Here is a 12,084-nt window from a genome sequence, read left to right as displayed (position 1 = left end):
AATGTCTTTTTGCGTGCCATCTTTTCTCTTTGTTTACCGAATGTGTTAAAATTGTTAATAGAAGACTAAGCGACTAGAATTAATTGTCTTTTGCTTAGGATAGAGTCGGTCTTTACTTTAGGATAGCTCAATCAGCTTGAAGAGAGTTTGATCAGATAGGAGAATGAAAGATGAAATTAGGAAGAATTACCGAATGTAAGATAAGTGACGAGAATGAAAACAGTTATTTTGCGCAAGTGGAAGGGACAACCTTTCGCTTAGACAAGGATCAAATCCAAGGTCAAAGTTATCACTTAGGCGACCAAATTAAAGGGCTTATTTATGAGGATATGAATCGTGAGGCCCGTATTCAATTAGACATCCCTAAGGCAGCTAGTGGTCACTATGATTGGGGCACAGTAACTCAAGTGCGTAAAGACTTGGGTGTGTTTGTGGATATTGGTCTTTATCAAAAGGACCTAGTAGTTTCTTTGGATAATTTACCAGATGATAAAAGTCAATGGCCTCAAAAAGGGGACCAGCTCTACTTGACAATGACTGTGGATAATAAGAACCGTTTTTGGGGCGAATTAGCAAGTTTTGACCAGATGGAAGAATTGTTTATCAAGGCAGCTGACCGTTTGATGAATCAAGATTTAGAAGTAACCATTTTTCAATTGAAATTAGTAGGAGCTTTGGCAATTTCTAAAGAGAACTTCCGCAGCTTTATACATGAGAGCGAATGGATGTTACCCCCGCGTTTGGGTCAAAAAATCAAGGGACGGGTAGTCAAGGTACAAAGTGATGGGTCTTTAAACTTGTCCTTAAAACCAAGAGCCCATGAAGCCATTAGCGATGATGCGACTATGTTAATACGTCTATTAGAAAAGACGCCCAATCATTTCTTACCTTATCACGACAAGTCTGATCCTGAAGCTATTAAGCGAGAATTTGGTATTTCTAAGGGACAATTTAAGCGCGCGGTCGGTTCCTTAATGAAGAATAAGCAAATTCGTCAAGAGGCTAATCAGGGGATTTACTTGGTGACGTCAGAAAATGAATAAGGCGGTCAATCAACAGTTACAAAATTATTTAGCGGATTTTAAGCGCTATTTACAAATTGATCAAGTCAAATCAAAAAATACAATCCAAGCCTATGTAAGAGATTTAAAAAAATTTATAAACTACCATCAAGACCATGCTACACAAAGCTTAGACCAAATCGATTATAGCTACATGCAAGGGTTTTTAGCCCATTTACACCAGCAAAATTATGCCACATCTTCTACTTCACGGCTTTTATCAGCTATGAAACAGTTTTTTCATTATTTGTTAAAAGAAGGGGTTATCCAGCAAAACCCCTTGCAATTAGTTCAAGGACCCAAGCAAGCCAAAAGCCTACCTAAAGTTCTATCAATGGAAGAAGTGGAAGCCATTATTCAAGCACCGAATATAGCCACTTTAACCGGTTTAAGAGACCGAGCCATCTTAGAAGTCCTTTATGCTTGTGGCCTACGTGTGAGTGAATTAACTCAGCTTCAGTTAGCTGACTTACACTTAGACTTGGGTTTTGTTCAAACTTTAGGTAAGGGCAATAAGGAAAGAATCATTCCCTTAGGGGATGAAGCCATCTATTGGGTTGATCAATACTTACAAGATGCCCGAGGTGTTTTTGCTAGTAAAAAGACTGCTCAAGCAGGCCAGATTCTCTTCTTAACAGAAAGAGGAAAGGCCTTCACCCGCCAAGGCATCTGGAAAAATCTTAATAAGTATGTTCAACAAGCAGGAGTCAATCAAAGAGTTTCACCACACATGTTGAGGCACTCTTTTGCCACTCATTTGTTAGAAAATGGTGCCGATTTACGCATGGTTCAAGAACTGTTGGGTCATGCAGACATATCGACCACTCAAATTTATACACATATTTCACATCACCGCTTACAGGAAGTTTACCGTAAGAACTTTCCACGCGCTTGATGCGATTAAAGGAGGAAATAAAATGTTTAAAAGAATACACTTAATCGTTATGGACTCTGTCGGAATTGGACAAGCACCCGATGCAGAAGAATTTGGAGACTCTAACGTTCACACCTTAGGCCACATTGCCGAAAACTTTGATTTAAACTTAAAAAATATGGCTCAAATGGGTCTGGGTAAAATTGACACCATCAAAGGGGTAGAAGCCGTCGATCAAACTTCCGCCTACTGGACTAAATTACAAGAACGTTCAGCTGGTAAAGACACCATGACTGGCCACTGGGAAATGATGGGTCTTTATATCGACCAGCCCTTTAGAGTCTTTCCAGCTGGTTTCCCACAAGAGTTGATTGAAAAATTAGAAAAATTTGCTAAGCGTAAGGTAATTGGGAATAAGGTGGCTTCTGGAACCGAAATTATTAAAGAATTAGGACCCGAGCAATTAGAAACGGGGGCATTAATTGTATATACATCAGCCGATTCTGTTTTACAGATTGCTGCCCACGAAGAAGTCATTCCTTTAGAAGAACTTTACAAGGTCTGTGAATATGCCCGTGAGATTACTTTGGAAGATCCTTACATGATTGGTCGGATTATTGCCCGACCTTATGTCGGTCAAATAGGTAATTTCGAAAGAACCAGCAATCGTCATGACTATGCCTTGGATCCCTTTGGCAAAACGACCCTTGATTTCTTAAAAGATGACGGCAAATCGGTCATTGCAGTGGGCAAAATTAATGACATCTTTAATGGAGCGGGTATTACTCAAGCGATTCGCACTAAGTCCAATATGGACGGTGTCGATCAATTACTCAAGGTCATGGGGGAAGATTTTGAAGGCCTATCTTTCACTAACTTAGTGGACTTCGATGCCAAATATGGTCACCGTCGTGACCCTCAAGGCTATGGTCAAGCCTTAGAAGACTTCGACGCCCGCATTCCTGAACTAATTCAAGCCATGAATGAAGAGGACTTGTTATTAATCACAGCCGACCATGGTAATGATCCGACTTATAAGGGAACCGATCATACCCGTGAATATGTGCCTTTATTGGCCTATTCTAAAAAGTTTAAAGCGGCAAGTGAACTACAAGCGCAGCACTTTGCTGATATCGCGGCCACTATTTCTGATAACTTTGGTGTTAAACAGACAGATCAAGGACAGTCGTTTTTAGCACAATTAAAATAGGAGAAGATTATGTATCAAAAAACCTTAGAATATTTAAAAGACCACGGTATGGTAGCCCCTCGAATTGGTTTAATTCTAGGCTCTGGTTTAGGAGATTTGGCAGATGAAATTAAAAATCCGGTTAAAATCCCTTATGAAGCTATCCCAAGTTTTCCAGTATCAACTGTTGAGGGTCATGCTGGTCAATTGGTCTATGGCAGCCTAGCTGGACAAAAAGTAATAGCATTACAAGGACGTTTTCACTATTACGAAGGTTATGACCTTGAAACAATCACCTTTCCGATTCGGATTTTTAAAGAATTAGGGGTCGAAAGTTTGATTCTTACAAATGCAGCCGGTGGGGTTAATAATAGTTTTAAACCTGGAGATCTAATGGTCATCAAGGATCAACTTAATTTTACAGGCGAAAATCCTTTGATTGGTAAAAACAATCCACAAGGTCCGCGCTTTGTTGATATGAGTCAAACTTATAGTAAAAGAGGCATTCAATTGCTACATCAAACAGCTAAAAGTTTAGGTTTTAGTTTACAAGAGGGAGTTTATGCATGGATGACCGGTCCTTCTTATGAGACCCCAGCTGAAATTAGAGCCATTCGTTTGATGGGGGGCGATGCAGTGGGAATGTCTACTGTTCCCGAAGCTATTGTAGCAAGACATGCTGGGCTGGAAGTCTTGGGAGTGTCTTGTATTACCAACTATGCAGCCGGTATGCAGGAGACACTTAACCACCAAGAAGTGATGGCTGTTTCTAGAGAAGTGAAACCACGATTTAAGCAATTAATTTATCAAGTGATTGAACAAATATAGGACTTTGTAAAGCTTTAAGTTGAAATTTCAGTCTTTGCATGGTAATATCTCAAGGAAATCTAATTAGAGATAGGAGGTCGCAAAAAATGCTAGTTCATTCAACGCATAAGAATGAAAAAGTTGTCTTAGGACTCTTAAGTTTAACTTGCGAAGGTGAAGATCAAATGGCTCAAGCAGGCGAAATTTTAACTAAATATCGCGACCAAGAAGGTTTCGACCTTTACTTATATAAAGATCCTGAAACAAGCAACTTCGTTGGTTTAATCGGTATTGAGCAACGTAAAGTTGAAACGGATCCCCAAGAAAATCTTTCGACAATAATCGTTCACCTTATATCGGTTATTCCTTCCTTTGAAGGAGAGTCCGTGGATTATCAATTGTTCAAAGAACTTAAAGATATGTTTCCACAAATTCAAATCTCAGGTTCCATTCAATCAGAAACCCAAGATATGATTGCCCAGTTTGCTGAGAAATATCGTCAGCAGATAAAAGCAAATAGTGAAGGGGAAGCCAATTAATGCAAGAGGATCGAACCAATCAAGACTTAACCCTTAAATTAACGGCCTTTCAAGGGCCGTTTGATTTGCTTTTACACCTAATTAAAGAGTTAGAAGTCGATATTAACGATATACCCATGACGGAAATTACTGACCAATATTTGGCTTATATTGACCAGATGCAGGAATTAGACCTCGATAAGGTCGGAGAATATTTAGTGATGGCGGCCACTCTATTAGAGATCAAGAGTCGTCTCTTAATTCCCATTGAACCGGATGAATTGGATGGTGATTTAGAAGACCAAGATCCGCGGAGTGGTCTGGTTCAGCAACTGCTCATTTATCAACAATTTCAGCTAGTAGCGGACACCTTAGAAGATATGCAAGTGGATCGTAGTAAGCACTATTCAAGACCAGCGGCAGATCTTTCAAACTTTATAGCTTTTATTCCCTTAGAAGAAGGTGAGCTTTCGCTAGAGCAATTACAAACCAGTTTGAAGAGCGTCTTGCAAGCGCAAGAACAAAGACAACCTAAAGAAAAAGAAATTCATCATGATCAAGTTTCAGTGACGGACAAAATGCAATTCATTCGGCAACAATTTCAATCCATTAAGCCTAATCAATCCATTGCTTTTTCGTCTCTTTTATCGAATGGCTCTCGACCAGAAATTATTGCCACATTTATTGCTGTTTTAGAAATGGTCCGTAAGCAAGTTCTGGTTTTTCAACAAGAAAGCTATCTAGATAGCATTGAACTGCGTTTGAGGGAGGAAGGCTATGCTTAGAAAAATAGCAGGCATTATTTTTGTTGCCGGGGAAGAAGGCGTGACCTTGAATGAGTTAGCCGCTCTTTTAAATCTCTCACCAACAGAAATTAAGCCTATGATTGAAGAAGTCCAGCAAACTTTAAAAGACCATCCACTATCGCCAATTGATTTGGTCCAATTTGGCGAACGCTTCTTGTATGTAACCCAAGCAGACTTAGACCCCTTGATTGAAAATTTTGCTCAATCGCCACTGCAACAAAAGTTAAGTCGACCGGCTATTGAGACCTTGGCTATCGTAGCTTACCGTCAACCGATTACACGCATGACCATTGATGAAATTCGGGGCGTTTCTTCCCAAGCCATGTTACAAAAATTAGTCAGCCGAGACCTCATTAAGGAGGTAGGTAAGTTAGAAGCGCCTGGTAGACCCATACTTTATGGAGTCACCGATTACTTTCTCAATTACTTTGCGCTATCTTCCTTAGAGGATCTACCACCTATTGAAGATTTAGCCCTCAACAGTCAAACCGCTTCAGAAGAACTTTTTTCATTAAAAAGATGGGAAATTAATTTATTTGATCAAGAAGAATAAGGAGGAACTATGGAAAGACTACAAAAAGTTATGGCTCACGCAGGGGTTGCCAGTCGACGCAAATGTGAAGACATGATTAAAGAAGGTCGCGTCAAAGTAAATGGACAAGTGGTTCGTGAATTAGGAACCAAAGTCACCAGCAATGACCGTATTGAAGTAGACGAGGTGCCTATTTATAAGGAAGAACCGCGCTATATCTTACTTTACAAGCCAAAAAACTATATTTCAGCTGTGGCTGATGACAAGGGCCGTCCGGTGGTTACCGATTTAATCCATGGTATTGAAGAACGTATCTATCCGATTGGCAGATTAGACTTTGATACGACAGGCTTACTCTTATTAACCAATGATGGTGACTTTGCCAATCAGATGATGCATCCTAAGCATCAGATTGATAAGACATATATTGCGAAATTGGGTGGCATTCCTACAGCTAAGGAATTAAGACAATTAGAAAAGGGCGTAATGATTGATGGTCAAAAGACCTCCAAAGCTAGAGCTCGTCTCATTTCTAGCAATCAAGATAATCGTACAGCCGTTGTCCAATTAACCATCCATGAAGGCTGGAACCATCAAGTTAAGAAAATGTTTGAAGCCATTGGATATCCCGTCTTCAAATTGAAGCGCGAATCTTTTGCTTTTCTTGGCTTAGATAATTTGAAACCGGGTATGTGGCGAGAGCTAACTGCCTTTGAAGTGGATAAATTAAGTAAGATGGCTTTAGATAGTGAATAAGAGCTTGCTTAAATCCGAGATAAATGCTATAATTCATTTAAATTAAATAACGTCTTCGGGGCAGGGTGAAATTCCCGACCGGCGGTAGAGTCCGCGAACTTAGCTGTGGCTAGGTTGAACTGGTGTAATTCCAGTACCGACAGTAAAGTCTGGATGGTAGAAGATAAGATATTGATAAGTTTATGCTTATTTAGGCTACCATCCTCTCAGTTTGAGTGGATGGTTTTTTTTATCAATGGACCCTCCTAAAGACGTAAAAAAAAAGGAGAATCGTTATGAAGAATCGAAAAGTTCAGAAAGTCACACTTTTAGCCATTTTAGGAGCTTGGGCAGTCGTTCTACGTTTTTTTGACTTCCCAATCTTGCCATTTGCACCTTTTCTTAAGGTTGATTTTTCGGATCTTATGGCCTTAATTGGTATGTTAATTTACGGACCACAAGGCCTAGTTGCCGTGGCCTTCATTCGTGATTTGGTTAATTATATCCTTAAGGGAGGGGAAGCTGGTATTCCGATTGGGATGTTAATGAGTATGACAGCGACCTTAGCCATGTTTTTACCAAGCCACTTCATTTTGAAGTATTTAAAAGAAAAAGGGCAAGCTATTAAATTTTCTTTAATCTCTCTTAGTCTTGTCTTTAGTTTAACTCTCTCCATGGCTTGCTTTAATTACTATCTGGCTTTACCTATTTATGTCAAAGTCATGAACTTTCCCATTGATGATTATATGACTTATATCCTATCTGTCATTGTGCCATTCAATTTAATCAAGGGCTTAATCATGGTTGTCGGTCAAATTTTTGTCATTAAATCAATGAAGACCATATTGGGTCGCCGCATTAACTTCTATGATGGTTACATAGGAAAAGGTTACCGTTCTGCTACTAGAATATTACAACAGCAATAAGTAATTTACTTTTTTAGGTCAATTGTGTTTGCATCAAGTTTAGAGTTTGCTATAATATAAGAAATTGGACTCATATGCTAACCTAGCCTTTTTAGGTTTGTTGCTATGAATAGATATCTTAATATCGATTAGTGTAGGAGGAAGCTTGATGGCAAAGGATAACGAACGCTTTGATCAACCTGAAGATAAGGATCAAGGTTTAAATGAAAAAGCAAAAACCAAAAAATTTACTGCCCCATGGAACAATAAGTTTGGTGAGGATGAAAATTTCAAGAATCGTCAATTTTCACGCTCGGCTAGAAATCAACCGAAGCAGGAAGCAACCGTTTTATCAAACGCTTTGCTATTCTTCTTAATTTTCACTTTGATTTTCCCGTTTGCATTGTATGCTTATATCGACTCACAAAAGAGTGATAAGCCTTTAGAAAGTAAAACGGCTGAACAGGTTGTTCTAAGTAAGAGCACAACTGAAGAAGCAACGACAACCAAAGAAGAGAAGACAACAACTACTGAAGCTGTTACGCGTGAAATCGAAGCAACAACTACGACTCAAGCGCCTGTACCGACTCAACCAGCAGTTGAGACTTCTGCTCAACCACAAGCAGCATCAACTTACCATACCGTAAGTGCGGGTGAATCATGGTGGTCAATCTCTCAAGCTTATGGTGTTGATGTTTATGACTTAGCTGCTGCCAACGGAACTACAATTGACGGTACTTTGATGCCAGGCTCACAAATCGTCATTCCATAAAAGAATAAGAAGGTTAAGGCTGAGTTAATTCTCAGCCTTTTTATGAGAAAGGAATTAACCAATGTTTTCAATTGCAATCGATGGCCCAGCGGCTTCTGGTAAGTCAACCGTCGCTAAACTTATCGCAAAAAAATACCAACTGACATATATCGATACTGGCGCTATGTATCGCGCAATCACTCTAGCTTGTTTGCTAAATAAAATAAATATTAATGATCCCCATCGTTTAGGAGAAATTTTACAAGCAGTCAAAATTTCTTTTGAAATGGATGGTGACCAACAAAAAGTTTTAATCAATGGGCATGATGTCAGTCAAGAAATTCGTTCGATGGAAGTGACACAAAATGTTTCTAAGGTTTCTGCTAATCTAAGTGTCAGACAAGCCTTAGTCAAGCAGCAACAAGCTATAGCTAGTGAAGAAGCAGTGGTGATGGACGGACGAGATATTGGCACGGTAGTTCTACCAGATGCCAGTCTTAAGTTTTATCTTGTAGCTTCCAGTCTAGTAAGAGCTCAAAGACGCTATGAAGAAAATCTAACTAAGGGCATGGAGACCCAATCCCTAGAAGAGATTGAAGCTGAGATTATTAAACGCGACCACTACGATAGCAATCGTCAACACAGTCCTTTGCAAAAAGCAGAAGATGCTATTGAAATGGATACTTCAGACTTATCCATTGATCAAGTGGTTGAAAAATTAAGTGACTATATCGATTCTATAAAATAATTTTAAAAAGGAGGCTGATGAGCCTTTTTTTATTTTGATGAAACTAGATAATCAGATCTCGTTTAAATGAATAAAAGTCAGTAATAATAAATTTATTGATAATATCGGCCTTATTCGCAATATTCGCTAGACGATATCCCTTTCTTTTGTTATAATGTTTCTTAGAGTGCTTGCATAGTGTCTATTAGTAGACTCTATGTAAGTAACAATTTTTATAGGTAACGCTTAGGAGGAACGGGTAGAATGTCAGAGTTTGTTGAGAATAATGAAGTAAATGAAGAAGTAGAAGCAACGGAAGAGGTTGAGACTACTCAAGTAGAAGAAAGCAATGGTTCAGAAACTATTGAAACAATGGAAGATGCTTTAGATAGTGTCTTAGATATTAAAAGTGGCGATACCGTTTACGGTGATGTTTTAGCTTTTGATGAAAATAATCAAGTACGTGTAGCAATTAAAAACAGTGGTGGATTAGAAGGGGTTATCCCAGCTAACGAACTAGCTGCAACACGCGTTGAAGATCCTACTGAAGTTGTAGCAATTGGTGATGAAATCGAATTAGTAGTTATCAAGCCAATCCAAGATAAAGAAAATGGTAACTTCTTATTATCTAAAAAACGTGTCGATGCTAAAAAAGTGTGGGCAGAATTAAAAGAAAAATCAGAAAATGGCGAAACAATTGAAGCACCTGTTAAAGATGTTGTTAAGGGTGGTTTAGTAGTTGACGCTGGCGTTAGAGGATTTGTACCAGCTTCAATGGTAGAAGATTTCTTTGTGGATGACTTCTCACCTTATAAGGGTCAAACATTAGAGTTCAAGATTATTGAAATTGATGAAAACGACAACCGTTTAATCTTATCTCATAAAGAAATTGCACGTGAAAAACGTGAAGCTGAACGTGCTCAACGCATGGAAGAATTAGAAGAAAATACAATTGTAGAAGGTAAAGTAGCTCGTCTAACTAACTTCGGTGCTTTCATCGATTTAGGTGGCGTTGATGGATTGGTTCACATCAGCCGTATCGCTCACGAACACGTTAAACATCCAAGTGATAAATTAACTGTTGGTGAAACAATTGAAGTTAAAATCTTGTCAATCGACAAGGAAGAAGGACGTATTTCACTTTCAATCAAGGATACCTTAGAAGGACCTTGGGAAAATATTGAAGAAAAAGCACCAGAAGGTTCTGTACATACAGGAACTGTTAAACGTTTAACTAACTTTGGTGCCTTTGTGGAAGTATTCCCTGGTGTTGAAGGTTTAGTACATATTTCTCAAATTGCTCATGAGCATATTGAAACTCCTCAAGATCGTTTAACTGAAGGCCAAGAAGTTGAAGTGAAAGTTCTTTCAACAGATGCAGAAGCTCAAAGATTATCCCTTTCCATTAAAGCTTTATTAGACAAGCCTGAAGGTTACGAAGAGCCAGTTCGTCGCGAACGTCAAGAATCAAATGATTCAGATCGTCCACGTCGTCCAAGAAGAAACCGTAATACAAATAATCAAACAGCTAACCGTTCTAACCAAGCCCGTCAAAACACTAACTCAATTAATGATGCAGCCAATGAAGGAAGCTTCACATTGGGTGACATGTTAGGCGATGCATTCAAGTCTTTACAAGACGATGCTGAGTAATCGATTCTAATAACATTACTTACTCCAATTGTTTCTTCCATTTTGCTGATTAGCTTAATGGAAGAAACAATTGGTTTTTAATTTATGGAGGTGAAAGTATGGAAATACCAGTAGTGGCTATTGTGGGCCGACCGAATGTCGGTAAGTCCACCTTATTTAATCGCTTAATTGGCGATCGTCTTTCGATTGTAGCCGATTATGAAGGGGTGACGCGTGATCGAATTTATGCAACAGGATCATGGTTAGGTCGTGAATTTCGACTGATTGATACCGGGGGTATTGATATGAGTGATGAACCCCTCATGCATAAAATTAAATATCAAGCTGAAATTGCAATGGAAGAAGCTGACGTTATTATTTTTATGACCTCAAGTCGTGAAGGCGTCACCGATGCGGATGAAGCCATAGCCCATTATTTACACCGCACCAATAAACCGGTGGTTTTAGCAGTCAATAAGGCGGACAATCCAGAACAAAGGCAGCAAGTCTATGAATTTTATGCTTTAGGTCATGGCGATCCCTATCCCATATCGTCTTCGCACGGAACCGGAACAGGGGATTTATTAGATCAATTAGTATCTCACTTTCCAGCCGATAGTCCGGATGCAGATGATCGCGAACGCATTCGTTTTTCTTTTATTGGACGGCCAAATGTCGGCAAGTCTAGCCTGGTTAATGCCTTATTACAAGAAGAACGTGTGATTGTATCCAATATTGAGGGAACAACCCGTGAAGCAGTCGATACCGATTTTGTTAGTCAATCTGGACGCCATTTTACAGCAATCGACACAGCAGGTATTCGTAAGCGAGGCAAGGTTTATGAAAATACCGAAAAATATTCTGTCATGCGAGCCTTATCAGCCATTGACCGTTCAGACATTGTCTGTCTAGTAATCGATGCAGAGACTGGCATTCGTGAACAGGATAAGAGGGTAGCAGGATACGCTTTTGAAGCCAATAAGGGCATGGTTATTTTAGTCAATAAATGGGATGCAGTCGATAAGACCGACAAATTATTTGAGAAATTTACCGATGATATCCGGAATGAATTCCAATACTTATCTTTTGCGCCCATTCTTTTCGTTTCTGCCAAGACGGGCCAACGCTTAGAGAAACTACCGGCTATTTTGGAAGAAATCTATGAAAACCGCTATCGTCGCATTCAATCTTCGGTCTTGAATGACGTTTTGATGGATGCGATTGCCATGAACCCTACACCCACTGATAAGGGACGTCGGCTTAAGATTTATTATATGACTCAAGTGGCTGTCAATCCACCAACCTTTGTCGTCTTTGTTAATGATACAGAATTAATGCACTTCTCTTATGTAAGATTCTTAGAGAACAGGATGCGTGATTCCTTTTATTTTGACGGTACACCGCTCAATCTAATTATTCGTAATCGAAATTAAGAGATAGGAAGATTTTGTTGTAAAATCAAGGTCAATTCGTTGTCTTAACCTTGATGTTATGTTATTCTATACAAGAAATAATCAACAGATGATTATTTTCCAATCTATAGAAAT

The 12,084-nt window shown here is 39.1% G+C and carries 13 protein-coding genes and 1 riboswitch; all 13 genes read left to right on the top strand.

From position 1 onward, the window contains the following. Nucleotides 1-170: 170 nt before the first annotated feature. The 13 genes from ACQV2S_RS00475 (at nucleotide 171) to der (ending at nucleotide 11,970) form a co-directional block, all read left to right on the top strand. Complete coding sequence (locus tag ACQV2S_RS00475; RefSeq protein WP_428873724.1) at nucleotides 171-1,043, top strand: CvfB family protein; 873 nt, start codon at nucleotides 171-173, stop codon at nucleotides 1,041-1,043. Further along, nucleotides 1,036-1,956, top strand: coding sequence for a site-specific tyrosine recombinase XerD (gene xerD, locus ACQV2S_RS00470; protein WP_428873723.1), 921 nt, complete (start codon nucleotides 1,036-1,038; stop codon nucleotides 1,954-1,956). The genes ACQV2S_RS00475 and xerD overlap by 8 nt, the downstream gene beginning before the upstream one ends. A 22-nt stretch (nucleotides 1,957-1,978) precedes the next feature. Then, entirely contained in the window at nucleotides 1,979-3,145 is a 1,167-nt protein-coding gene (gene deoB, locus ACQV2S_RS00465; RefSeq protein WP_428873721.1) for a phosphopentomutase, read from the top strand. Nucleotides 3,146-3,154: 9 nt separating this feature from the next. Beyond that, nucleotides 3,155-3,952 (top strand): purine-nucleoside phosphorylase, encoded by a 798-nt coding sequence (locus ACQV2S_RS00460; RefSeq protein ID WP_428874794.1) that lies wholly within the window; start codon nucleotides 3,155-3,157, stop codon nucleotides 3,950-3,952. An 86-nt stretch (nucleotides 3,953-4,038) separates the two neighbouring features. Further along, nucleotides 4,039-4,470, top strand: a complete 432-nt coding sequence (locus ACQV2S_RS00455) for a hypothetical protein (RefSeq protein ID WP_428873719.1) — start codon at nucleotides 4,039-4,041, stop codon at nucleotides 4,468-4,470. After that, complete coding sequence (locus tag ACQV2S_RS00450) at nucleotides 4,470-5,234, top strand: segregation and condensation protein A (RefSeq protein ID WP_428873718.1); 765 nt, start codon at nucleotides 4,470-4,472, stop codon at nucleotides 5,232-5,234. Before ACQV2S_RS00455 ends, ACQV2S_RS00450 begins: the two co-directional genes overlap by 1 nt. Next, nucleotides 5,227-5,808, top strand: a complete 582-nt coding sequence (gene scpB, locus ACQV2S_RS00445) for an SMC-Scp complex subunit ScpB (RefSeq protein WP_428873717.1) — start codon at nucleotides 5,227-5,229, stop codon at nucleotides 5,806-5,808. Before ACQV2S_RS00450 ends, scpB begins: the two co-directional genes overlap by 8 nt. 9 nt (nucleotides 5,809-5,817) lie before the next feature. Next, a complete protein-coding gene (locus ACQV2S_RS00440) occupies nucleotides 5,818-6,543 on the top strand; it encodes a pseudouridine synthase (RefSeq protein WP_428873716.1) in 726 nt (241 codons plus the stop codon). Nucleotides 6,544-6,590: 47 nt separating this feature from the next. Next, nucleotides 6,591-6,712: riboswitch (FMN riboswitch) on the top strand. A gap of 106 nt (nucleotides 6,713-6,818) precedes the next feature. After that, on the top strand, nucleotides 6,819-7,448 hold the full coding sequence (locus ACQV2S_RS00435) for an ECF transporter S component (protein WP_428876360.1): 630 nt from the start codon (nucleotides 6,819-6,821) through the stop codon (nucleotides 7,446-7,448). Between the two features lie 148 nt (nucleotides 7,449-7,596). Continuing rightward, entirely contained in the window at nucleotides 7,597-8,199 is a 603-nt protein-coding gene (locus ACQV2S_RS00430; RefSeq protein ID WP_428873713.1) for a LysM peptidoglycan-binding domain-containing protein, read from the top strand. Nucleotides 8,200-8,260: 61 nt separating this feature from the next. Further along, nucleotides 8,261-8,926, top strand: coding sequence for a (d)CMP kinase (gene cmk, locus ACQV2S_RS00425; protein WP_428884813.1), 666 nt, complete (start codon nucleotides 8,261-8,263; stop codon nucleotides 8,924-8,926). Nucleotides 8,927-9,277: 351 nt separating this feature from the next. Beyond that, a complete protein-coding gene (gene rpsA, locus ACQV2S_RS00420; protein ID WP_428874828.1) occupies nucleotides 9,278-10,558 on the top strand; it encodes a 30S ribosomal protein S1 in 1,281 nt (426 codons plus the stop codon). A 98-nt stretch (nucleotides 10,559-10,656) separates the two neighbouring features. Beyond that, nucleotides 10,657-11,970, top strand: coding sequence for a ribosome biogenesis GTPase Der (gene der / locus ACQV2S_RS00415; RefSeq protein WP_428873711.1), 1,314 nt, complete (start codon nucleotides 10,657-10,659; stop codon nucleotides 11,968-11,970). Nucleotides 11,971-12,084: the final 114 nt, after the last annotated feature.

Origin of the sequence: Facklamia sp. P13064 (assembly GCF_050409425.1) — a bacterium.
In the GTDB taxonomy this organism is placed as follows: domain Bacteria; phylum Bacillota; class Bacilli; order Lactobacillales; family Aerococcaceae; genus Facklamia.
This window is presented reverse-complemented; position numbering and strand designations above follow the sequence as displayed.